22 protein-coding genes and 1 tRNA gene are annotated in these 25007 nt (G+C 32.7%); 13 read left to right on the plus strand and 10 right to left on the minus strand.

What is annotated here, in order from left to right; genetic code table 11:
• Positions 1 to 149: 149 nt before the first annotated feature.
• Positions 150 to 1034, minus strand: coding sequence for an NAD kinase (locus BC961_RS00955; RefSeq protein ID WP_121923991.1), 885 nt, complete (start codon positions 1032 to 1034; stop codon positions 150 to 152).
• Positions 1035 to 1127: 93 nt separating this feature from the next.
• Positions 1128 to 1787, minus strand: coding sequence for a CBS domain-containing protein (locus BC961_RS00960; protein WP_121923992.1), 660 nt, complete (start codon positions 1785 to 1787; stop codon positions 1128 to 1130).
• A gap of 114 nt (positions 1788 to 1901) precedes the next feature.
• Between BC961_RS00960 and BC961_RS00965 the strand changes: the two genes are divergently transcribed.
• The 8 genes from BC961_RS00965 (at position 1902) to BC961_RS00995 (ending at position 8425) form a co-directional block, all read left to right on the plus strand.
• Positions 1902 to 2615, plus strand: coding sequence for a pyridoxine 5'-phosphate synthase (locus BC961_RS00965; protein ID WP_121923993.1), 714 nt, complete (start codon positions 1902 to 1904; stop codon positions 2613 to 2615).
• Between the two features lie 90 nt (positions 2616 to 2705).
• A complete protein-coding gene (locus BC961_RS00970) occupies positions 2706 to 3464 on the plus strand; it encodes an alpha/beta fold hydrolase (protein WP_121923994.1) in 759 nt (252 codons plus the stop codon).
• Between the two features lie 51 nt (positions 3465 to 3515).
• Positions 3516 to 3860: a phage holin family protein gene (locus tag BC961_RS00975; protein ID WP_121923995.1), complete on the plus strand. Its 345-nt coding sequence runs from the start codon at positions 3516 to 3518 to the stop codon at positions 3858 to 3860.
• Positions 3861 to 4213: 353 nt separating this feature from the next.
• Positions 4214 to 4795: a DUF3347 domain-containing protein gene (locus tag BC961_RS00980; RefSeq protein WP_121923996.1), complete on the plus strand. Its 582-nt coding sequence runs from the start codon at positions 4214 to 4216 to the stop codon at positions 4793 to 4795.
• 2 nt (positions 4796 to 4797) lie between these two features.
• Complete coding sequence (locus BC961_RS00985) at positions 4798 to 5358, plus strand: helix-turn-helix domain-containing protein (protein ID WP_121923997.1); 561 nt, start codon at positions 4798 to 4800, stop codon at positions 5356 to 5358.
• 85 nt (positions 5359 to 5443) lie between these two features.
• Positions 5444 to 7933 (plus strand): heavy metal translocating P-type ATPase, encoded by a 2490-nt coding sequence (locus BC961_RS00990; protein WP_121923998.1) that lies wholly within the window; start codon positions 5444 to 5446, stop codon positions 7931 to 7933.
• Positions 7934 to 7980: 47 nt separating this feature from the next.
• On the plus strand, positions 7981 to 8121 hold the full coding sequence (locus BC961_RS14640) for a protein BatD (RefSeq protein ID WP_147440524.1): 141 nt from the start codon (positions 7981 to 7983) through the stop codon (positions 8119 to 8121).
• A gap of 232 nt (positions 8122 to 8353) precedes the next feature.
• Positions 8354 to 8425, plus strand: a tRNA-Glu gene (locus BC961_RS00995).
• Between the two features lie 97 nt (positions 8426 to 8522).
• Here BC961_RS00995 and nhaA read toward each other — a convergent pair.
• The 4 genes from nhaA to BC961_RS01015 all read right to left on the minus strand — a co-directional run bounded on the left by nhaA (position 8523) and on the right by BC961_RS01015 (position 11986).
• The gene (gene nhaA / locus BC961_RS01000; protein ID WP_121923999.1) at positions 8523 to 9686 is read right to left on the minus strand and encodes a Na+/H+ antiporter NhaA; all 1164 of its coding nucleotides are present in this window, start codon (positions 9684 to 9686) and stop codon (positions 8523 to 8525) included.
• Between the two features lie 410 nt (positions 9687 to 10096).
• A complete protein-coding gene (locus tag BC961_RS01005; protein WP_121924000.1) occupies positions 10097 to 10510 on the minus strand; it encodes a hypothetical protein in 414 nt (137 codons plus the stop codon).
• A 292-nt stretch (positions 10511 to 10802) separates the two neighbouring features.
• The gene (locus BC961_RS01010; RefSeq protein WP_121924001.1) at positions 10803 to 11159 is read right to left on the minus strand and encodes a helix-turn-helix domain-containing protein; all 357 of its coding nucleotides are present in this window, start codon (positions 11157 to 11159) and stop codon (positions 10803 to 10805) included.
• A gap of 380 nt (positions 11160 to 11539) precedes the next feature.
• On the minus strand, positions 11540 to 11986 hold the full coding sequence (locus tag BC961_RS01015; RefSeq protein ID WP_121924002.1) for a hypothetical protein: 447 nt from the start codon (positions 11984 to 11986) through the stop codon (positions 11540 to 11542).
• A gap of 465 nt (positions 11987 to 12451) precedes the next feature.
• Here BC961_RS01015 and BC961_RS01020 point away from each other — a divergent pair, with 465 nt between their 5' ends.
• From BC961_RS01020 to serB, 4 genes are all read left to right on the plus strand, one after another.
• Positions 12452 to 13777, plus strand: coding sequence for a trigger factor (locus BC961_RS01020; RefSeq protein ID WP_121924003.1), 1326 nt, complete (start codon positions 12452 to 12454; stop codon positions 13775 to 13777).
• Between the two features lie 410 nt (positions 13778 to 14187).
• Positions 14188 to 14865 carry an ATP-dependent Clp endopeptidase proteolytic subunit ClpP gene (clpP, locus tag BC961_RS01025; protein ID WP_121924004.1) on the plus strand — a complete coding sequence of 226 codons (678 nt, stop codon included), beginning with the start codon at positions 14188 to 14190 and terminating at the stop codon, positions 14863 to 14865.
• An 87-nt stretch (positions 14866 to 14952) separates the two neighbouring features.
• The gene (gene clpX, locus BC961_RS01030; protein ID WP_121924005.1) at positions 14953 to 16185 is read left to right on the plus strand and encodes an ATP-dependent Clp protease ATP-binding subunit ClpX; all 1233 of its coding nucleotides are present in this window, start codon (positions 14953 to 14955) and stop codon (positions 16183 to 16185) included.
• 161 nt (positions 16186 to 16346) lie between these two features.
• On the plus strand, positions 16347 to 17588 hold the full coding sequence (gene serB, locus BC961_RS01035; protein WP_121924006.1) for a phosphoserine phosphatase SerB: 1242 nt from the start codon (positions 16347 to 16349) through the stop codon (positions 17586 to 17588).
• Positions 17589 to 17638: 50 nt separating this feature from the next.
• Here the strand turns inward: serB and BC961_RS14665 are convergent, their stop codons facing one another.
• Entirely contained in the window at positions 17639 to 17788 is a 150-nt protein-coding gene (locus tag BC961_RS14665) for a hypothetical protein (RefSeq protein WP_170151273.1), read from the minus strand.
• A 2-nt stretch (positions 17789 to 17790) separates the two neighbouring features.
• Complete coding sequence (locus tag BC961_RS01040) at positions 17791 to 19317, minus strand: GH3 auxin-responsive promoter family protein (RefSeq protein WP_121924007.1); 1527 nt, start codon at positions 19315 to 19317, stop codon at positions 17791 to 17793.
• A 185-nt stretch (positions 19318 to 19502) separates the two neighbouring features.
• Between BC961_RS01040 and BC961_RS01045 the strand changes: the two genes are divergently transcribed.
• Entirely contained in the window at positions 19503 to 20297 is a 795-nt protein-coding gene (locus BC961_RS01045; RefSeq protein ID WP_121924008.1) for a DUF2797 domain-containing protein, read from the plus strand.
• Between the two features lie 55 nt (positions 20298 to 20352).
• Here the strand turns inward: BC961_RS01045 and BC961_RS01050 are convergent, their stop codons facing one another.
• Together BC961_RS01050 and sppA are read right to left on the minus strand one after the other, a co-directional pair.
• A complete protein-coding gene (locus BC961_RS01050; RefSeq protein WP_121924009.1) occupies positions 20353 to 22962 on the minus strand; it encodes an AsmA-like C-terminal region-containing protein in 2610 nt (869 codons plus the stop codon).
• Between the two features lie 191 nt (positions 22963 to 23153).
• Positions 23154 to 24914, minus strand: coding sequence for a signal peptide peptidase SppA (gene sppA / locus BC961_RS01055; protein WP_121924010.1), 1761 nt, complete (start codon positions 24912 to 24914; stop codon positions 23154 to 23156).
• Positions 24915 to 25007 lie beyond the last annotated feature (93 nt).

A 25007-nucleotide genomic window follows, 5' to 3' on the forward strand; every position in this document is an offset into this window, starting at 1 on the left:
TGCAAATATAATAATTATCAATTCGTTTCAATACCCATTCAGTTAATTCTCTCTTTTTTTAGATGGAATTTTAATCTAACAGAGAATAAGTACTTGCTTCATTTAACGTTAAAAGTTGATAGAATCGTATTGCGTTGCAATAAAATGATTTAATTTCTCTTGTCTTCTCCCCAAAGTAATTTTTTTCGTAGCGTTTTTACAAAAGTCTCTTCCGGTATTTCTACCATATTAATATGAAAAGGCGTTTTTCGTAAAGTTAAAATCGATTCGTTTTTCACTGATGTAACTCTAGAGTCTAGTGAAATCAAGTAATTAGGCTCTCTTCCAGAAACTTTTAATCTTATTTCTGTGCTATCCGGCACTACTAATGGTCTGGTTGTTAGATTGTGAGGAGCAATTGGTGTAATTACTAAGCTTTTTACATCTGGAGTTAAAATGGGACCACCGCAGCTTAAGTTATAGCCAGTAGTTCCAGTAGGAGTGGAGATGATTAAACCATCTGCCCAATAGGAGTTTAGGTATTCATCATTCAAATACGTATCAATTGTAATCATCGCAGTAGTATCTTTTCTACTAACCGTAATTTCATTCATAGCAAAGTTCATTTCTTCGATTGATTCATTTGGCGTCGAGCATTCGATACTAATCAAAGCTCTCTGAGAAATTGTGTATTTTTTATCTAATACAAATTGAAGAAATTCAGAAATATTTTCTTTTTGAACACTAGCTAAAAAACCTAATCTTCCTGCATTTATACCTAAAATTGGAATTCCAGAATCTCTTACTAATGTCGCAGCTCTTAAAATTGTTCCGTCTCCACCTATGCTAATTAACATGTCAAAACTCGAGTCTAACTCGGTGTGGGAACTAAAAGTTTTGTAACAGCTGTCTACTAATTTACGTTCATATATCATCGATAAAAAATTAGCTTCGATGATCATCTCTACATTATTTTTGGTAAGAAAAACAAAGATGTCGTTTATAATGGGTTGTGTGCTATTTTGATAATATTGACCGTAGATCGCTACTTTCATTTTTTTAAAAATTAATTAATGATAGGAAAAGCATCAACTGGAAACAAGATTTTAATTAAACCCTTTAGCTGATAGTCTTCTTCAATCATTCCGTTATATATTAAGGTATTTGTCTAAGTATTCAGAACGCTCCTTTAAGTTGTTGATGTAATTGTCTTCTTGATGCTCAGAAATAATTTCGTAGTCGTATCTTCTAAAAGTTTGAATGATTTCATTCATCGCTCCTAAACTTATTTTTAAAGTGACTTCAACACTTTTCACATCAGCGTCAGAAATAAATATGCCTAAAACTTTTCCATTGTTGCTTTCTACAATTTGAGTAATTTGGCTCATTGAGTAATCTAAAATCGGTTTTTTTACGATGATAATTGCGCCAGATTCTTTTAGAAAAGGTGTTTCATGAAAGTATTTCATGATGTCTTCTATTTCATAATAACCAACATAAGAATTGTTTTCATCCAAAACAGGAACTAAGTTCGTATGATTTTTTGCAAAAACTTCTAAAACATCCAACCAAATAGTGTTTGTTCTAGCGTAAAAACCTTCTAGCGTAAAGCGATAATCAATAACTTTTTTATCACTATCAAATGTCTCAATATCTTCCGATGCAATACTACCAATGTAAACTCCCTCTTCCACGATAGGAAAATGCGAAAAGTTTAAGTCGTCAAAAAACGTTTGCACATCAGATATGGTATCTTGACTGTCAAGCGCTTTATAATCATTAGTAATGTATTCTGTAATTTCTGTCATAAATCATTCCTCAATATTTGATGCAAAATAATCAAAAATAAGCAAAAACTCCTAGGTTTTACTTTGTATTTTTGCTCCTAGTTAATAGTAGTATCAAAATAAAATTCAGTTTTCATGACAAAGTTAAGTGTAAATATCAATAAAATAGCCACTTTGCGTAATGCTCGCGGTGGAAATGTTCCAGATTTATTAAAAGTAGCCACCGATATTCAGAAATTTGGAGCACAAGGAATAACAATTCACCCTCGTCCAGATGAGCGTCATATTCGCTATCAAGATGCGCGTGATTTAAAACCTATTGTTTATACTGAGTTTAATATTGAAGGAAATCCGCAGCACAATTTCATAGATTTAGTTTTAGAATGCAAGCCAGAACAGGTGACATTAGTTCCTGATGCTATTGGCGCTATAACTTCATCTGCAGGTTGGGATACAGTGAAACATCAAGCTTATTTAACAGAGATGATTCAGGAATTTCAACGTCACGGAATTCGGACTTCTATTTTTGTAGATCCTATTCAAGAGATGATCGAAGGCGCAAAAAAAACAGGAACGGATAGAATCGAATTGTACACAGAAGCTTTTGCACATCAATATGGTTTGGGTAACGAAAGAGGAATTGATCCCTACATCAAAGCGGCTGCTTTCGCAAATGAGCTAAATCTAGGAATCAACGCCGGTCACGATTTAAGTTTAGAGAATATCCAATTTTTCAAACAGAATATCCCGGGATTATTAGAAGTTTCCATAGGTCACGCGTTAATTTCCGAAGCTCTTTACTTAGGCTTAGAGAATGTTGTGAATATGTATTTGCATAAAATGAAATAGTAAAAAATAATAGTAAAAAATAATAGTAATAATTTTAGATATCAGTTTATATCTGCAATCTAAAATCATTAATCTACAATCTAAAATTAAATGTTATATTCAAAAATAGAAGGTTCTGGACAACCACTTTTAATTCTTCATGGGTTTTTAGGAATGTCTGACAACTGGAAATCACTTGCTACCCAATTTGCGAATAATTTTGAAGTGCACACTCTAGATTTACGCAATCATGGTCGCAGCTTACAGTCGGAAGAGTTTAGCTATGAAATTATGGCTCAAGATATATTCGAATATTGTCAAGTACATGATCTTGCAAACATCAACATAATCGGGCATTCAATGGGTGGAAAAGTTGCCATGCTTTTAGCAACAAGACATCCTGACTTAGTTAGTAAGTTAATTGTTGCTGATATTGGTCCAAAGTTTTATCCGCAACATCATCAGGAAATTTTGGCAGGATTGAATGCAGTTGATTTCTCGGTCAAACCAAGTCGCTCAGATGTGGAAGAGATTATGAAAAATTTTATTCCCGATTTTGGAACGCGTCAGTTCTTGATGAAAAATTTATATTGGGTAGAGCCGGGTCAATTAGCTTTCCGATTTAATTTGGCCGTTTTCAATCATAAAATGGATGAAATAGGAGTTGCACTTCCAGAAGAACTAGTTTTTACTAAACCAACTTTGTTTATTCGCGGCGGAAATTCTAAATATATATTAGACCGTGATTTCGAAAATATTAAAAAGCATTTTCCTGATTCAAGTGTAGAAACTATTCCGAATGTTGGACATTGGCTTCATGCAGAAAATCCAGCTGAGTTCTATCAACAAGTAACTGCTTTTTTAGAATAGTAAAAGCTATTTTATTATTACTACATTTATTAAAATTTAAAATATATCAAAATGAATTTACTTATTAAAATAATAGTAACTGCAGCTTTAGTGTTGCTTATTTCAAACTTTATGCCTGGCGTTCATGTGGCTGGATTCTCAACAGCACTAATTGTGGCAATTGTTTTGGGATTGCTTAATATTTTTATTAAACCAATTTTAGTGATTTTCACTTTACCAGTTACCATTCTAACTTTAGGATTGTTTTTACTAGTGATTAATGCACTGATTATAATATTGTGCAGCAACATTGTTGGTGGATTTAGTGTCGATACTTTCTTGACAGCATTATTGTTCAGTATTGTATTATCGGTATTGCAATCTGTAATGAATGCAGTGTTAGGTGAAGGGAAATAAATAACATGCTTACTATAATTTATAAAATGCTTGAAATCTTATAGAGTTCAGGCATTTTTTTTGTGCAAAATTTTAAATAACATGATTTAGGATTTAGGAATTCAGTGCTTAAAAAGTACATTACGGTTTGTATCAAATTTATTGCAAAAATAATTTGAAGTCGTATGATTGTATGCAGGTAAATAGATTTGAGAATAGGTTTAATTTGTGGTAAAAGTTGTAATGATTTTAACTCTAGCTTCATTAAAGTATATATAAAATAGTGAAAGTGCATTTAAAATCAGTAAATTTATGGTTAAATGTAATTTGGTTTTAAACCAAATTAAAAAATTAATCTCAAAATCAATAAAGTAATGACCACAATAAAAAGCACAATGATAGCAATGATCGCATTGTTTTCAATTTCTAATGCAAATGCAACAATTACAAATCCTCAATCAGTAAATTTAAGTATTGATAAACAAATTGTTTTGTCAACTGATGCGTTCGAAAGCAATAAAATAGATAGCAAACTAAATGCTGTTTTTGAAAATTACTTTCTACTAAAAGATGAATTAGTAAAAACGGATGGTGTAACGGCTTCTGCCAAAGCAAAACTATTGTCTACTTCTTTGAGTGCGGTAAAAATGGGTGAACTTTCAAAAGACGTACATAAAGTATGGATGAAAGTGATGAAAAATGTAATGGCAGACGCTAAAGGAATCTCAGCTACAAAAGACGTAAAAGCGCAAAGAGTACTTTTTGTCTCTTTATCTAAAAAGATGTATGATTTAGTAAAAGTAGCTAAGTTTCAAACTCCAGTTTATTATCAATACTGTCCAATGGCAAATAATGGAAAAGGTGCTAACTGGTTAAGTAAAGAAAATGCAGTTAAAAATCCTTATTATGGTTCTAAAATGATGACTTGTGGTGAAGTAGTGGAAACTATTAAATAACAATGAATCTTCATATAAAAAACATGGTTTGTAACCGATGTATAATGGCAGTGGAGTCTGAACTGATAAAGTTTGGACTCCAACCCATTTCGGTTGAACTAGGGATTGTTGAAATTTCTGAAAATTTAAATAAAGAACAAGAACAAAACCTCAATTCAAAATTAGTTGCTTTGGGTTTTGAAATTATCGATGATAAAAAAAGTCGGGTTGTAGAAAAAGTAAAAAATTTGATTACTGATTTAGTTTACTTTAAAGACAATGAGTTCAAAACAAATTTGTCTGATTATATAGTTTCAACTATTGGCCAAGATTACAGTTACATCAGCAATTTGTTTTCGCAACAAGAAAATGCAACAATTGAACAATATTACATTCTCCAAAAAATAGAAAGAGTTAAGGAATTGATTATTTACGATGAATTGACTTTAAATGAAATTGCACACCAACTTCATTACAGCAGCCCCTCTCATTTAAGTAAGCAGTTTAAAAAAAGTACTGGCCTAACTCCAACAGCCTTTAAAAATTCCAAGCAGCAAAAAAGACAATCGATTGAAAATCTATAAATGATGCATAACTGCACCAAAATTGTATAAGTTTTTATATCATTGTTAATAGTAATTTTGCTCCCAACATTAAATTCTACACATAATGACCTATAAATATACGATTACAGGAATGTTTTGCGATGGTTGCCGAACCAAAGTTGAGAAAACATTAAATGCAATGGAAGGAGTAGAAGCAACGGTTACTTTAGATCCGCCAATTGCTACTATTAGCATGCAGAAGCCGATTCAAACTACTGATTTTCAAGAAGTACTTACCGCCGCTGGAAAATATTCCATAAAGGTTTTTAATCCAAACGATTTAAAATTACCAGTAGAAGAAGTAGCTGTTGAGCTTCCAAAAAACGCAGCTGGGAAATATTACTGTCCTATGTTTTGTGAAGGTGAAAAAGTCTATGATGATGCGGGTGACTGTCCGGTGTGCGGAATGGATTTAGTAAAAGCACCAGACTTAGATTCGGCAAAATTACTTTTTACGTGTCCCATGCATCCAGAAATAGTTGAGGATCATCCTGGTGCTTGTCCTATTTGCGGGATGGATTTAGTTCCTATGGAACCGAAAGATAGCGAAGAAAACAAAGCGTACAATGAGCTTTGGTCTAAAATGAAGATTGCGTTATTGTTTACAATTCCCATTTTTATCATTTCTATGTCAGATATGATTCCTAACAATCCACTTACTAAAATATTAGATACGCAAACATGGAATTGGGTGCAATTGGTTTTATCTCTTCCAGTTGTTTTCTATGCGTGTTGGATGTTTTTTGTAAGAGCATGGAAATCTATTCTAACTTGGAATTTAAATATGTTTACGCTAATCGGGATTGGATCTGGTGTGGCTTTTCTTTTTAGCTTAGTGGGGTTATTTTTTCCAGATATTTTCCCAGACGAATTTAAAACCCATCACGGTACGGTACATCTTTACTTTGAAGCAACAACGGTTATTTTAACTTTAGTTTTATTAGGACAGTTATTAGAAGCTAAAGCGCACAGCAGAACTAGTGGCGCTATTAAAGAACTTTTAAAATTAGCACCAACACAAGCTACAATCGTAAATGATGGAGTAGACAAAGTGATTTCAATTCATGACATCAAAAAAGGTGATTTACTACGTGTGAAACCTGGTGATAAAATTCCAGTTGATGGAAAAATTACCACTGGAGAAAGCACCATTGATGAGTCAATGATTTCTGGGGAACCCATTCCAGTGGATAAAAAAATAAATGATGATGTTATAGCGGGAACTATAAATGGAAATAAATCGTTTGTGATGGTTGCGGAGAAAGTGGGTTCAGAGACCATGCTTTCGCAGATTGTACAAATGGTAAATTCTGCCAGTCGTTCTAGAGCACCTATTCAAAAAGTCGCCGATAAAATTGCGAAGTACTTTGTTCCAATCGTTGTTCTCGCATCGATAGTAACTTTTATTGTTTGGGCAAATTTTGGTCCTGAACCCGCTTTGGTTTATGGATTTATTAATGCGATTGCAGTTTTAATAATTGCATGTCCATGTGCTTTAGGTCTTGCAACGCCTATGTCGGTTATGGTAGGTGTTGGAAAAGGAGCACATTCTGGAGTTTTGATAAAAAATGCTGAAGCCTTAGAAAACATGAACAAAGTTAATGTCGTGATCATTGATAAAACAGGAACAATCACCGAAGGAAAGCCATCGGTTGAAAAGGTGTTTTCAACACAAAATAATGAGGCTGAATTGCTGCGAAATTGTGCTTCGTTGAATCAATATAGCGAACATCCTTTGGCGCAAGCCGTAGTGAAGTTTGCCAAATTAAAAGAAATCCCATTAATCGAAGTCAATGATTTTGAAGCGATTTCTGGAAAAGGGGTTATAGGAACTGTTAGTAATGATAAAGTAGCTTTTGGAAATAAAAGCTTGATGGAGCAAGTAGGTGCAACCGTAACTACTGAACTAGAAAATAAAATTATTGCCGAACAAAAACTTGGAAAAACAGTTTCTTACATTGCAATTAATAGCGTAGCGCTAGGTTTTATCGCAATTACAGATGCTATTAAACCAACCAGCGTAGCAGCGATTGAAGAATTGATGCGACAAGGGGTTGAGGTAATTATGCTTACGGGTGATAATGAAAATACTGCAAAAGCAGTAGCACAAGAATTGAATTTAAGTTCTTTTAAAGCGGGTTGTTTGCCAGAAGATAAATTAAATGAAATTAAACGCTTGCAAGCTGAAGGGAAAATCGTGGCTATGGCAGGAGACGGAATCAATGATGCTCCAGCTTTGGCGCAAGCCGATATTGGAATTGCCATGGGAACTGGAACAGATGTAGCGATCGAAAGTGCTAAAATAACTTTGGTAAAAGGAGATTTACAAGGAATTGTAAAAGCGAAGAATCTCAGTCATGCGGTGATGAAAAACATTAATCAGAACTTATTTTTTGCATTCTTTTATAATGTACTTGGTATTCCAATTGCGGCTGGAATTTTATATCCATTCTTTGGAATTTTGCTTTCGCCGATGATTGCTGCCTTGGCAATGAGTTTTAGCTCGGTGTCAGTAATAGCAAATGCATTGCGATTGCGTAATGTGAAGTTGTAAGGTTATTTCAAGTGTTTATTATGTCAAATTTTTAAAAATTTACTGCTATGAATGATAATGTAAATGTAGGAATACCAGCAGAAGCTTACTCTTTTTTTGGATTGCCTTTATTTTGGTGGGTTTCAATATTGATTTTTGCTGGTATCATTTTAGCGGCAGCTCACTTATATAGAAAAAGACGAAAATAAAATGCTTTTTTGCGTTCTTATTTAATTCGTTTTTTCTATCATTTCATTTTTAAATGTTTTCGAATTGAATTTATGTTAAAATATAAATTCAATTCTGCTTTACGCTAATAGCTAGTTATGAATTGATTGTAAATTTGAAATAAAAAAAAGACGATTTCGTATCTCTAGTTTCAGTGTTTGACTTTGCGCATGTCAAAAATAGTGCTACTTTTGCACTTGAAATTAGAAGTAAGGCCCGTTCGTCTATCGGTTAGGACGCATGGTTTTCATCCATGTAAGAGCGGTTCGATTCCGCTACGGGCTACTAAATTAATTTTTATTTTCTTTAAAAAAAGCCTCAAAATAATTTTATTTTGAGGCTTTTTTTATGTGTTCCGGTTTTACTACATTTAAATGCGCTTTTAAAGTTCCGATAGTTTTCTAGACTTACTTTTAGGCTTTAATGTAAATTTTAAAAATACAAAACCTAACAATCCTGCAGTGATGGAAGCAAGTATGATAGCAATTTTAGAACTATTTATTAAGGCGACATCATCATAGGCAAGAATAGTAATGAAAATAGACATCGTGAATCCAATTCCACCTAAAAATCCAACACCAACAATATTTTTCCATTGCAATCCTTTTGGTAATTTGCACAATCCGATTAAAGCTCCAGTAAAAGCGAAAGCTACAATTCCTATAGGTTTTCCTAAAATTAACCCTGCCATAATACCAATACTGTTTGACTCACCTAATCCATTTTGCCAATCAGCGCCAATAGCGATGCTGGTATTAGCAATTGCAAAAAGAGGTAGAATTATAAAGGCAACCGGTTTGTGTAGAAAATGTTGCAAAACATAAGATGTTGATTTTTTATCACCATTGCCAAACGGAATTGCAAACGCTAGTAAAACTCCAGTTATGGTAGCGTGAACTCCAGAGTTATACATAAAATACCACATTACAACTCCTCCTAAAAGATATGGTATTAAGTTTTTAACTTTCAGTCGGTTGAGTATTAATAATACTGCAAATACTGCTAGAGATAATAATAAGTTTGCCCAAATAATAGTTTTTGTATAAAATATTGCAATAACGATAATAGCAATTAAGTCGTCGATTACGGCTAATGCAGTTAAGAATATTTTTAATGATAGCGGAACTCTGTTGCCTAACAAAGATAGAATTCCAATGGCAAATGCAATATCGGTGGCCATTGGGATTCCTGCTCCAGCTTGTGTAGCAGTACCAAAGTTGAACAAAAGAAAAATACATGCTGGAATGATAAAACCGCCCATAGCTCCAATAAGAGGAAAAGAAGCGTTTTTAATATCAGAGAGTTCTCCTTTGTAAATTTCGCGTTCTAATTCTAATCCAATTAGCAAAAAGAACACCGCCATTAACGCATCATTTATCCAATGCGTAATGCTGTGACCGCCCATGTCAAATTCCCAAAAGGCAATATAACTGGATTGAATAGGAGAGTTTGCCAAGGCAAGAGAAATAATAGTTACAAAAAGTAAAATAAGACCTCCTGCTTTTTCGCTTTCGTAAAATTCTTTAAATAGAGCAGTAATCTTCATGGATTTGTTTTTATGGAATCTTTGAAATTCTAAATCCAAGCAAAACAAGCGCTAGACCTTAAATCATACAGATAGAAACCTTTGATTTTCCGCTTTTTCTACGGTTTTACCAAATATACCTTTTTAATAATTTAAATAAATCTTGTTTTGTGTCTGTTTTATAGTTGAGCAATTTATCATGAAGCCTGATATTAAATTTCATTACAGAATTGAAAGTTTGGTGAGATCTGCTTAATATAATTTAGAAAATAGAGGAAACATAACTAAAACGACTTCTGTTTATTAAAAATTGTCAATTTTAAGGGAGTTGATTACTGAATAAAAAAAATGATTTCTTTACTGCTAATTTTAATGTATGATGAAATATTGACCATTAGTTCCTTGAGAACTTTAACGAATTTTTTTTAAATTTATTGAATAGAATTTAAAATCGAAACTAAGTTTTTGAGTTCATCAGGGATTTCATCTAATAAATTTACTCTTCTGGTTTTGTTGTTTTTTAATTTTATATCAAGGAATGAGTTTCCAAATCTATTTTTCAGCGCTATTGTTTTAATACTCGAATTCTCAATTGTATTTTTACTTGTTCTAAAAATTGTAAAAATTAAGATTATTAGATGAGCAATTCCTATAAATAATCCACTCCACAGGACAAATTGATCTTCAGTCTTAAGTCCTCTAAAAACTGATAGAATTCCGTAAACGGTCCAAATACTAGATAGTAGTATTTTTGTTCGAATTTCCTTTTTAGCGCTATCAATAATTACAATTTTGTTTTCATCAAAAATGATTTCACCGTTCTTAATATTGTATTTCTGTTCCATTTTTTAGATTTTTAAAAGCAGCAGGGAATTTATTTACTAATTTTTTTTCAAAATCGAATTTAATTAATTTTTTTATTTCTCTTTTAAAATCGAGTATTATTATATTACATAAGTTTTATCTAGTGCGAAAGTCCCGCTGAAACCAAAGTTATTTAGTTGAGGTTTTAGCGCTACAACTTTGTCATTCTGACGAAGAAAGAATCTTTGAGTTCGCGAGCGGCAATCAAATTCCAGCTAGGCGAATTTCTGATACAAAGAGAATATTTATCTTGTTTTTATTCAACTTATCTATTTAGTAGGATTGTATTAAAACATCGGTTGGAATGTGTAAACTTTCATGAAGCTGTCTTATCATATCTAATGAAAGTTTTCTTTTGCGATTTAAAATTTCACTAGCTCGACTTTTCAATCCTATAATATTTGCTAAATCAGTTTGATTGTACCCCATTTGCTCCATTCTGAATTTAATTGCTTCGATAGGATCCGGCAAACCAATTGGGAAATTTTCATTTTCATATTGATCAATTAAAATTCCCAGCACTTCTAATTCGTCGCCTTCTGGAGAATTCAATTTTGCATCAAAGATTATTTCAAGTCTTTCAAGAGCTTGATTATAATCATTTTCGGTTTTTATAGGTTTTATATTCATCTGTAGATATTTATTGTTTATTTAAGGTTTTAACCCTACAACTTTGTCATTCTGACGAAGGAAGAATCTTCGCTTGTTGCTCTTATTTGCTTAAATGACAAAAAACATTTTTTTTTAATTATTTACGGTTAATACAATACTTCGTGATAGTGCGAGCGTTCTGCTAGTGGCCATTATTAGAATCTTTGGTTTTCTATTTCGAATGTATCTAATCTCTAACGGATTAATATTTATATTTTAACGAACTGTTTTTTATCACAAAATTTAAGGACTAAGCATTTATCTTACTGCAAGTTGTATAATCTTTGTGTCGCAATCTTTGTGTTCGTGACCGGGATGCTCACGCCAGCAAGTATTACTTATTATAAAAAAGCTTTTTATTAATTAATAAAATACTTAATTATAAATCCAATTATAAAACTAATTACTGCTATATACCATCTAAATCTAATATCCCAATTACCTAGCCTTAAATTATCTCTAGTTAAATTACGAATTTCATATTCTTTATTTCTTATTGATTGTTGGTATTCAGCAGCTTCTTTTTGAAGTTTTAGATTGTCTAGTTCAAGTTTGTTCTTTATTTGTTTGTCCTCAATATCATCAAAACTAAAAATAATTCCTTTATTGGTAAGTTTATACGTCCCTTTGGATATGGACGTCATTAATTCAAGTTCATATTTTAAAATTTCGGTAATTATCTTTACTTCACTTATATTATTAACACATTTATTAAATTCGGTTATTTCTATTGTATAAGCATCGTTTTCCTTGAACTTAGAAATTAATTTAATTATTATAAGTTTTCTTGATTCTGTTAATTTCATTTTTAATCGGTTCTTTTTCGTTTCTACCAAACTGAATTGTAGATTGCATATAAGTCTAACTTAATCAGATTTATTATTCCATAATTAGGTAGCTAACTCTCTATAATAACATCTTTGTATACTTCCCAAATATACTAATTAATCTTACAAAAATTGTTTTTCTATTCTCAAATATAGACAATTCGGTTTTGCGATAAATCGAAATTCCATACACAACCCGCGTGAAGGATTGCAGTGAAAATCCTTTTTTATCATGCAGCGACAGCGGAATGATAAAAAAGATTGCAACGAAAAGCCTGACCCGCCGTAGAGGAACGAAGGTGGGACACGCCCAAAATACAACACATATTCTGCATTTCTAACCTTAGAATCCACTGATAAGGTTCAGTAGTAAAAAGCTTGTGGAACTTGTAAAAATTTTATAATTTTGCAGTCCGAATTTATAATAATAAATTAAAGAAGAAGATGGATATCAAAAGAGTAGCAATAGACGCTGTAAACGAGACAATTGTAATGACTGTAGTTCACATGGATTACAAAGGTCAAGTAGCAAAAAGAATAAACGAAAAAATGCCTTTGGCAACCGTTAAAGGATTTAGAAAAGGTGCTGTGCCTAAAGATCTTGTTGAAAAACAATACGGAAAATCGATCAAACAAGAAGAAGTTCAAAAAGTGGTTGACTTAGCTCTTGAGCGTTTTGTGCAATCAGAAAGATTAAACCTTCTTGGAACTCCACTTCCTAAAGTAAACGAGAATTTTTCTTGGGACGCTGAAGAATTGGTTTTTGAATATGAAATTGGACTAGTTCCTGACTTTACTTTAGATCTTGAAGGTAAAAATGACGTAGTAAAATATATTGTTACTGCTGATGATAAATTGATTGATGGTCAAGTAGCACGTATCCAAAAACAATTTGGAACTGCAATTCCTCAAGAAGCTGTTGTAGCAGATTCAGATATTACTGGAACTTTTGTAAACGAAGAAGCTGGAATTAATAATGCAACTACTATTTCTTTGGATCTTTTTAAAGACAAAGCGACTGCTGATAAATTCATTGGTAAAAAAGTAGGTGACGTTGTGACTGTAAATACAAGTGGTTTGTTTGAAGACGCACATCAATTGATGGACGTAATGAAAATAGGTCATGATGACGTTCACACAATAGCTGTTGATGTAGATTTCACAATCGAAGCAATCAACGGAGCTGAACTTGCTGAATTAAACCAAGAGTTGTTTGACAAATTGTTTGGAGCTGGAACTGTAGCGACGTTAGAGGAATTGAAAGCTAAAATTAAAGAAGATGCTGAAACTCAATTCGCGCAGCAAGCAGACCAAAAATTATTAGCTGATGTTCAAGATTTCTTGATCGAAAGTACAAAATTTGATTTACCAGCTGAATTTTTGAAAAAATGGTTGCAAACAGTAGGTGAGAAAAAATTGTCTCCTGAAGAAGCTGAAGTAGAATATGCAAGATCTGAAAGAGGATTGCGTTTTCAGTTGATAGAAGGTAGAGCAATGGCTACAAATGAAATCAAAGTTACTTTTGAAGACTTGAAATCATTCACTACAAAAAATATCCGTCAACAAATGGCACAATTTGGTCAAACAAACCCAACGGACGAAGAAGTTCAAGGAATTGTTGCTAGAGTGTTGTCTAATCAAGACGAAGTAAAAAGACTTTCTGACCAAGTGGTAGGAGAAAAAATGCTTGACTTGTTTAAAGAAAAAGCAAATCCAAAAACTAAAGAAGTTACTTACGAAGAATTTATTGCCGCTTCATACGGAGAATAAATTTAGTCTGTAAAGTGGTAAAGTCGAAAGTCAAAAGTCCCTCAGCGGGCTGAGATTAGTAAAATTTTATTATTTGCTTACCAATTGGAAACAATAAATAATAAGTATATTTGAGCGTCAAAAGAAACATTTTTTGGCGCTCTTTTTATTTGCAATACTGTCAGGAGCTAATCCAGTCCCGAAGCTTCGGGATGGTACAAGTTTTTTCATCTGGTTTGCTTTTTTCCAAGCAAGAAAAGGAGCTTCTTCAAGTCGCTCTTTTCGTGCAAGAAAATAGGCAATACGATTTCAAAAAGCTTTTGATTGCTACCTGGGATAAAAACGAGACATATTGACACTAACTATAAAGAGGTACGACCTTTGCAATAGTAAAGGAACTAGATATAACGTAAAACTTAGAATAAAAAAATATGAACTACGGTAAAGAATTTAAAAAATTTGCTACAAAGCACCAAGGAGTGAACTCAATGTATTACGATAAAATCGTAGGTGCAATGACTCCTCCAACTAATATGACTCCTTATATTATTGAAGAACGTCAGTTGAATATTTCACAATTGGACGTTTTCTCAAGATTAATGATGGATCGTATTATTTTCTTAGGAACAGGAATCGACGACCAAATTGCAAATATCGTTCAAGCACAGTTACTGTTTCTTGAAAGCGCTGATGCTTCTAAGGATATTCAAATTTATTTGAACTCTCCAGGAGGAAGTGTTTACGCAGGATTAGGAATTTATGACACGATGCAATATATCAAACCAGATGTAGCAACTATTTGTACAGGAATGGCAGCTTCTATGGGTGCGGTTTTACTATGTGCAGGAGCAGCAGGAAAACGGTCGGCATTACCACATTCAAGAGTTATGATTCACCAACCATCAGGAGGAGCACAAGGAGTTGCTACTGATATGGAAATCAACTTGCGTGAAATGTTGAAATTGAAAGATGAATTGTACCATATTATTTCACAACATTCAGGACAAACTTTTGATAAAGTTCATGCTGATAGTGAACGTGATTACTGGATGATTGCTGAAGAAGCGAAAGCTTATGGAATGATTGATGAGGTTTTAATAAGAAAGTAAAAATATAGTCGAAAGTCGAAAGTTGAAAGTCAGGAGCAGTGCTAATGACTTTCAACTTTATGACTTTATGACTTTAGACTTAAAAGAATGGCAAAAGCAGTATTAGAATGTTCGTTTTGTGCGAGAAAGAAACCAGAAACCAGCTTGCTGATTGCTGGAATCAATGCGCATATTTGTGATAAATGTATCGAACAGGCGCACGGAATTGTTTTAGAGGAATTAAAATCTGGCGGGAGTTCAAAACTTGTTGGCGATTTGATTTTGAAGAAACCAAAAGAAATTAGAGCGTTCCTAGATCAATACGTTATTGGTCAAGATCAAACTAAAAAAGTAATGTCGGTTGCCGTTTACAATCACTACAAACGTTTGATGCAACAGCAATTAGACGACGAAGTAGAGATTGAAAAAAGTAACATCATTATGGTGGGACAAACGGGAACAGGAAAAACATTAGTAGCGAAGACTATTGCTAAAATGCTTGATGTTCCTTTAGCAATCGTTGATGCAACAGTACTTACTGAAGCGGGTTATGTAGGAGAAGATGTTGAAAGTATTTTAACTCGTTTACTTCAAGCAGCTGATTATGATGTTGCAAAAGCAGAACGCGGAATCGTATTTATTGATGAAATAGATAAAATTGCTCGTAAAAGCGATAATCCATCAATTACACGTGACGTTTCTGGAGAAGGAGTACAACAGGCTTTATTAAAATTATTAGAAGGAACCGTTGTAAACGTACCACCTAAAGGAGGACGTAAGCATCCAGACCAAAAATTTGTTGAGGTAAACACACAAAATATTTTGTTTATCGCTGGAGGTGCTTTTGATGGTGTAGAAAGAATTATTTCTAAACGATTGAATCGTCAGGCTGTTGGTTATTCTACTTCAAAAAATGTAGATAATATCGATAAAGACAATTTATTGCAATATATTATTCCGAAAGACATCAAAGATTTTGGATTAATTCCTGAGATAATTGGTCGTTTGCCAGTATTGACGCACATGGATCCATTAGACAGAGAAACGTTGAGAGCAATTTTGACACAACCTAAAAATGCGTTAATCAAACAATATGAAAAGTTATTCTTGATGGACGACGTAGTTTTCACTATTACGGATGAAGCTTTAGATTTTATTGTAAATAAGGCATTAGAGTATAAATTAGGAGCTCGAGGATTGCGCTCGTTATGCGAAGCAATCTTGACTGATGCAATGTACGAATTGCCAAGTTCTGACGATAAAACATTGGAAATTGATGTGAAGTACGCACAGGAGACATTGAATAAAAATTTATTAAAGCGTTTAGAGATCGCTTCATAAAATTACATATTTCATAATAAGACTAGCCCGTTCATTACATTGAGCGGGTTTTTTTATGCCTATTTTACACTATTTGTTATTGTGCGCAAAAAGGAACATTATTTTTTTTTATCATCATTAGAATGCCGATTTTTGTTGCTTCATAATCAAATTAATACAGCATGCAAGTAGAGGATAAAGAAGTTATTTTATTAAAAGTTTCTGGTCAGGATAAATTAGGAGTTACCGCTGGTTTAACATCTGTATTAGCGAATTATGATGCTATAATTTTAGATATCGGTCAAGCTGATATTCATGACACCCTTTCTTTAGGGATTTTATTCGAAATAAAAGCAGGATCAACTTCTGGGCCCGTCTTAAAAGATTTGTTGTTTAAAGCGTATGAGCTTGGCGTTAAAGTTAAGTTTATTCCTATCTCAGTACCTGATTATGAAATATGGGTGAAAGGACAACGCCAACAGCGTTATAGTATCAATGTCCTGGGAGAAACGCTTACTGCTGTTCAATTAGCTGCTGTTACCAGAATTTTGTCTAATCAAAACTTAAATATTGATGCAATAAAGAGATTAACCGGTCGCGTATCTATTGTAGAAGAAGATGAATTTCCGCGTTCTTGTATACAGCTTTCCGTGACTGGTACTATTGTAGATAAAACTTTCATGACCGCTAGTTTTATGGAGATTTCTAGAACTTTAGATGTCGATATTTCTTTCCAAGAAGATAATATGTATCGAAGGAATCGTCGTTTAGTCTGTTTTGATATGGATTCTACGTTAATACAAACCGAAGTTATTGATGAATTAGCGGAGTTAGCAGGAGTGGGAGAGCAAGTACGCACAATTACTGAAGCAGCTATGAACGGAGAAATAGATTTTAGCGAAAGTTTTAAGCAACGCATGGCTTTACTAGAAGGACTTAGTGAAGATGTTTTACAAAATGTTGCAGAAAATTTACCAATCACAAAAGGTGCGCATCGATTGATGAAAGCCTTGAAATATTACGGATATAAAACTGCTATTTTATCTGGTGGATTTACCTTTTTCGGAAAATATTTACAGAAGGAATTAGGAATCGATTATGTTCATGCAAACGAACTCGAAATTATTGATGGTAAATTGACTGGGAATTATCTTGGGGAAATAGTAGATGGTAAAAAGAAAGCAGAATATTTACAAGCCATTGCAGACAAAGAGGGTATACATATTAATCAAACAATAGCGGTGGGCGATGGAGCTAATGATTTACCAATGTTAAGTTTAGCAGGTTTAGGAATTGCTTTTCATGCAAAACCAACGGTAAAAGAAAAAGCAGGAAGTTCGATATCAAGTTTAGGTCTAGATGGAGTTTTGTATCTTTTAGGATATCACGACAGGCACATTGATATGATGGAAGATGATAATTAGAATTGCAATTTGACTATTGAGCTGTTAATAAATTTTATTGACAGCTTTTATTATGCTTTGTCATTAGCATTTTGGTTCGAATCATGAACAGAATGAATTGTAATTGTTTTACAAATTCCTCTGGCACCGCAGCCCATTCTTTTTGGTCCACAAGAAACTAGCAAAATTAAAAGAGCGAATATATAAAGTATTCTTTTCATAATTATACAATTATACTTTGTTCCATTTCCTTTAACTGTTCCAAATAATCTCGATGGTTTGACAATCTCGGAATTTTATGTTGGCCTCCCAATTTATTATGGTCCTTTAGCCAATCATAAAATAGATTTTTTCTTGCCACATTAATTACTAACGGGTTTAACGTCATGTTATTATGTCGTTTGGCTTCATAATCAGAATTCAAAGATTGTATTGATTCGTCTAATATCTTTTGAAAGCTAGAAATATCAGCTGGACTTTGTTTAAATTCTATCATCCATTCATGAGAACCTTTTTCTTTACCTTCCATGAATACGGGAGCAACAGTATAATCAACGACTTGAGTGTTTGTTAATCGACAGGCTTTGGCAATAGCCTGATCCGTATTTTCTACCATCAGTTCTTCACCAAAAACATTAATATGATGTTTAGTTCTACCTGTAACTCTAATTCTGTAAGGATTTAAGGAAGTGAAACGAACAGTGTCACCTATTAAATAACGCCATAATCCAGAGTTGGTCGTTATCACTAAAGCATAATTTCTAAATAATTCTACATCAGCTAACCGAATTGATTTTTGATTGGGTGTACCAAAAGTATCCATTGGAATAAATTCATAGAATATTCCATAATCTAACATTAACAATAAATCACTAGAATTGTTTAAATCTTGAATTGCAAAAAAACCTTCGGAGGCATTGTATATTTCGTAATATTTAAAATCTTTCTTTGGAACTATTTTTTGATATTGTTCGCGGTACGGTTCAAAGTTTACACCACCATGAAAGTACACTTCTAGATTTGGCCATATTTCAAGTAGATTTCCTTTGCCCGTTTCCTCCAGCATTTTATTCATTAGAACTAGCATCCATGAAGGAACACCAGCAAAACTAGTTACATTTTCATTTTTAGTTTCATTTATAATGGCAGCGATTTTAGATTCCCACTCGCTCATCAACGAAATTTTATTACTTGGCGTGCTGCTAAACTCGGCCCAGATAGGCATGTTTTCAATTAAAATAGCGGAAAGGTCTCCATAAAAAGTATCGTTGTCTTCATAGATCTGTGAGCTTCCGCCAAGTCGCAGACTCTTACCTAAGAATAGATGGGAATTCTCGTTGTTATTTAAATAAAGGCATAGTAAATCCTTACTTCCTTTATAATGGCAATCTTCAAGCGCTTCGTTACTTACGGGAATGAATTTGCTTTTTGCATTTGTCGTTCCACTAGATTTTGCAAACCATTTTATGGGTTCTTCCCAAAAAACATTTTGCTCTCCTTGACGTGTTCTTTCGATCAAAGGTTGCAGTTCTTCATAAGTTGAAATAGGGATTCTTTCTGAAAAAGTGGCGTAGGAATTTATAGAATTGTAATCGTATTTTTTTCCTAAAACAGTGTTCTTAGATGACTGAATTAAATTCATAAGCAATTCCTCTTGAACTTCGTTTGGATATTTCAAGAATAATTCGATTTGATGTATTCTTTGTTTTAGAACCCAAGAAGCAAACGAATTGATTATGGTTAGTGGCATTTAGATTTCTGATTTTAGATTAACGATTGTTGATTTCAGATTTGAATATCAATTGACAAATACTAACTTTGTCAAGTAATCAAAAATAGTGTTTTTTTATAAAAAACAATTCTTTAATAATGTAAAGATTCCGACTCAGGAGAAATCTATCAAGAGTTGTGCTTAATCTAAAATCTAAAATTACAATGACTTACGAAGGTGTTCTAACTAAAATGCAGACTGAATTTGGCAATCCAATTCAATATTATCTAGTTTTTGAAAATAGTTTCTTGAACGTCAATCAATTATTAGATAAGGATCTAGAGATTAATTTTGTTGGTTACCAATGTCTTAATTGTGGGAAAAAGAAAAAGATATTTCGACAAGGTTTTTGTTATGATTGCTTCTATTCAAGTGCTTCAGTGGGCGACTGGATAATGAAGCCTGAATTAAGCACTGCGCATCTGGGAATTGAAGATAGAGATTTGGCTTACGAGGAAAAAGTGCAATTGCAACCGCATATAGTTTATCTAGCTTTATCAAGTGAAGTAAAAGTCGGTGTTACAAGAAAAACCCAAATGCCAACGCGATGGATTGACCAAGGTGCTAATGAGGCGATTTCTATTGTCGAAGTTCCTAATCGTTATTTAGCTGGAATTACTGAGGTAGCATTGAAAAATCATTATGCAGATAAAACCAATTGGAGAAAAATGCTAACGAATACTGTTGAACATGTAGATTTAATTGCTGAGAGATTAAAACTGGAAAATTTAATTCCAAAAGAAGTTCGGGAATATTTCTATTCTCAAAAAAATGATCTTTATGAAATGCATTATCCTGTTCTAGAATATCCAAAGAAAGTGGCTAGCTTAAGTTTAGATAAGACACCACAATTTCAAGGAAAGTTAAGAGGTATAAAAGGACAGTATCTAATTTTTGATGATGGTACAGTTTTTAATGTTCGAAGTTCAGAAGGATATATTGTCAACATAAACGTATAAAAAAATGCCTAAAAAGTAATTCACTTTTTAGGCATTTTTTTTTGATGTTGAAGTTTTAATTTGCTTTCGGTTCTTCTACTTTTTTCTTTTTATTGAATAAACCATTTAATAATTCAGCGGCTTTAGTTTTTACCTCGTCTTTAGCAGTAGGTGTTGCAGTAGTATTTGCCGCAGTTGTATCAGCAGGTTTTTTGTTTTTGTTTATAAAATCATTCAGTGCTGAAGTTCCTTGCTTTACTAATCTATCTTTTTGCTGATTCACTAGTTGTGTAGTAAGTTTTGTTACTGCGCTACTAATATCAGTTGAAATTTTTGGGTTTGTAAAGTTTCCTATTAAAGTTGCAGTAATTGGAATACTTTCTACTTTCGCAGCTTCAGCAGGAGATAATTTAGCAATCAAGGCATTTGCTTCTGATCCTAAATATTTTGCGGGAACATCAAATTTTATATTATAATTCATCGATTGATCAAAACCATGCGTTCCACCAATAGTTGCTTTTATATCTTGATATTTTACATCAAAAGGCTTCACATTTACTTTTCCATCTTTAAAGGTAATTGCTGCTTTTAAATCATTCAAATTGATTTTACTTACATCGATAAATTTAATGTTAGATGCTAGTGATGTTAGCAATGTAGAATTAGCAGAATTCACGGTTGTTGAAAGTAATTGCCCTAGTAAATCTCCTGTGATAGTTTTTAGATCAGGAGTGAATTCAGTCGCATTAAGATTTCCGTTTAATTTGATTGTCGAATTTAATTTTCCATTAACGATTCCCGCTATTGGTGCAATTTTTTTCAACATATCAAGCTGCGTGAAAGATTGCGCAATGTCTACTTGATTTAAATTTAAATTCATTTCAAAAACCGGAACTTTACCTTTAGTGGAAACAGCTCCATTAACTCCAATAGTTCCACCGAAAATAGATGTTTTTACGTTTTCCAAGGTTACTTTCTCATCTTTGACAATCAATTTTCCAGATACATCTCTCAAGGTTAAATTGTCATATAAAACAGTATTAGCATTTGCGATAAGGGTACAATTTAAAAAAGATGGAATCTTCATAGCTTCTGCTTTCTTGTCTTCAGCTTTAGTTTCATCACCTTTTGTCATAAAGTCGTCTACCGCTAGTTGCTTAGAATTCATAAAGAAGTTTCCTTTCAACTCTTGGTTTCTAAAAATAAAACCATAGAAATTTTCTAAAATCCCAGTCACATTTATATCACTTTTACCAGTTGTTGCGCTAAACTGTTTTAAATTAACCTGACTCGGATTAAATTGTACTAATGCCGTACTGATATTCATGGTTTTTCCATTTTCATCAGCATACTTAAATCCTGAAAGACTCATCGTTCCAGCATTGTTTATGTTTTGATACTGACTTTTCTCCACAGATTCCATATCAAACTTTGTTGTAACATCAGCTTTTAAAATTCCTGATAGCGGTTTGTCTAACTTGACAGGATAAGCTTTTGTTACGTTTGCCAAGTTGATTGTTCCTTTTAATGCAGCATCAATAATGGCATTTTGTGTAATGTTACTAATTTTTGCTTTGGCATTAAATATATCTTGGTCAATCTGGAAAGAAAGCTTATCTAAGTTCACATAAGTATCGTTTAATATTCCAGTTTCATTTATTATTTTAGTGTCTATAACAATGTTTTGAACTGTTTTTGGTAAATCAGGATATTTAAATGAAGCATTTTTAGAAGCAATTTCGACATTGAATTTAGGAACTGTATTAGCAGAATAAAGACCTTTTGCAAAACCAACAACCGTAAAATCTCCTGTAGTTTTTACATTCTCTAAACTAGCAGAATAAGCTGCAGGAATTACTCCTAAGAAATTTTTGAAAGAGGAAGTAGGTGTCTTGAATTTTAAATCATATTCCTGTCCGTTTTCTACTAACTGAATAAATCCATCGAATGCTAATGGCAATTGATTAATAAGCGCCTTGTTTTCTTTGAAAGAATATTTGCTGTTTTGTAGATCGATTCCTAAAACGGCATCTAAAGTTAAAGCTACATTATTCATATAATTTACTTTATCGAGATCTAAGGAAATTTTTGCTGTGGATTTTGTTACTAAATCTAGTTTTTGAGAGGCAAAATCTCCTATTCCTTCGTGGTTTAAACTATCAATTTTCATTTTTATTTTAGATCCTTCATCAAAATAACGGAACTGAAAATTCTCAATTTTATAATTTTTTATTTTCAACAGTAAAGGCTCGCTTTTAGTGGCGGCTTTGTTTTCTTTATTTTTCAAAGCAATATCATAATTACCAATACCATCCTTATTAAATATGATATTAATCAATCCATTTTTAGTGCTAATTCCATCTATTGCAATTGCTTCATTTTTATCTTTAAATAATTCTTTAATTGACATTTGTAAATTAACCTCGCCTAATGAAACTAAAGTGTCACCTTCAAAAGGAGCTTTATTAATGATTACCAATGAATCGAGCGTAACATTTGCACTTGGAAAGCTTTTTATTAAACTTAAATTCACATCAGAAAAACTAACCTTCGCATCTACTTTTTCATTTATAGCATCAGCAATTTTTGCTTTTATTTGATCCTCAAAAAAATATGGGATTGTAAATAAAGCAATTAGGAACAAGATTATTAAGGCTCCAATAACTTTTAAAATTGTTTTTAGCATGATTTGGTTTTCTTTAGATTTTTAGATTCAGCAAAAATGATGCCCACTTCAATGCAAAAATAAGCATTATAGTTTAGCGATTTTCATCACTTTTAACATTTAGCCTTGTAGCTTTTTTTCTACTCGTTATTATTTAAAATGAAAGTCCGTTTAAATTTAGATTTAAACGGACTTTATAATTTTATCGTTAACTAGTTTATCTTTAATTCAAAAGGCATTACTGCTTGAATTCCTGTGCGTGTTTGCAATTTTTTAATTTCTTGCATAATACGATAATTCTCCTCTCCAATCTCTTCTTTTATAAATGATTCTTTAGATTTTGCAAAAGGTAAGTTTGCGAATAAATCATCAAAATTCTTTTCGTACTCTGGATAGTTTTGAGTGCTAAACTTTTTAATTTTTGCTAATGAAGCTGCTTGAGCAATAGCATCATTAAGTCCGCCAATTTTATCAACTAGTCCTATTTTTAAAGCTTCAGATCCAGTCCACACTCTTCCTTGTGCGATGGCATCTACTTGCTCAAATGTCATTTTTCTTCCTTCAGCAACGTGAGTAACAAATGTTTTGTAAATGTGCTCGACACCTTCTAATGTTACTGCTTTGAACTTTTCGTCGATAGGTACAAATGTACTGTAGTTTGCAGCATTCTCATGCGTTTTTACTTGTTCAGTGTGAATTCCTATTCTAGTTGCTAGTGGAGTAAAGTTCGGTAAAACTCCAAAAACTCCTATCGAACCTGTAATTGTATTTGCTTCAGCAAAAATAGTATTGGCATTACAAGCAATATAATAGCCACCTGATGCGGCATAATTACCCATTGATACAACTATTGGTTTTACTTTTTTAGTCAGCTCAATTTCTCTCCAAATCAAATCAGATGTTAATGCGCTTCCTCCAGGACTGTCGATACGAAGTACAATCGCTTTTACGTTTTTGTTTTTTCTAGCTTTTTGCAAAGAGCGACGCATTGATCCTTCACCAATCACAGTAACATCTCCTTCACCGCTCATAATTTCTCCTTGAGCATAAATAATTGCAATTTCATCTTTACTTCCCGAAGATTGCGAAGTAGTAAGCACTTTTTGAGCATAATCAGTTACAGAGACTTTGTTGTAATCTTCGTCAGTAGCGACTTTTAGTGCTTTTCTAATCGCATTGTGATACACATCTTCATAAGCTACAATATCTACCAACTTAGCTGTTTTTGCCATTTCTGGCGTTCGTGCTAATAATCCATTTGCAATTACATTCAATTGCTCAATCGACACATTTCTACTTTTAGAAATATCTTTCACAATGGAGTTCCAAACTGAAGTTAACAGCGCAGTCGTTTGTTCTCTATTGGCTTCGCTCATCTCATTTTCAAGAAATGGTTCAACCGCACTTTTATATTTACCATGACGAATAACTTCCATTTTTAATCCTGATTTTTCTTGGAAATCCTTGAAGAACATGATTTCAGCTGAAAGCCCTTTGAAATCCATATCACCTACAGGATTGATATAAATTGTATTCGCAACTGAGTTTAAGTAATATTCTTTTTGAGAGTAAGAATTAGAATAAGCCATCACAAATTTGCCCGACTTCTTAAAATCATCAAGTGCGTCTCTTACAGCTTTGCTTTGAGCCATTCCCAAAGAAGAATTATCATTTAAAATTGATATTCCTTTGATGTCGTCATCTGTTTTTGCATTTTCAATTGAATTAATAATATCAGTTAATCCTATCTTTTTGCCGTCAGAAAAAATAGTTACCCATGGATCTTTATATTTTCCTGCGTAGTCATTTTTGATTTTGCTTAAATTTAATTCGATTACCGAGTTGCTTTTTACAGTTACCGTCTCAGATTCACCGCCAAAAACAGCTCCAATCAATAGTATTCCGAAAAAGAACAACATAAAGAAAACAAAAATACCAATGATGGTAGCCAATACATTTCCTAAAAATTTCATATTTATATTTTTTTAATAAGTCTGCGACCCTTTCAATTCGTTACAAATTTAAGAGATAAAAATCTAAAATTAGTTATTAACACTCTTTATAAA

Source organism: Flavobacterium weaverense (genome assembly GCF_003688495.1).
In the GTDB taxonomy this organism is placed as follows: domain Bacteria; phylum Bacteroidota; class Bacteroidia; order Flavobacteriales; family Flavobacteriaceae; genus Flavobacterium; species Flavobacterium weaverense.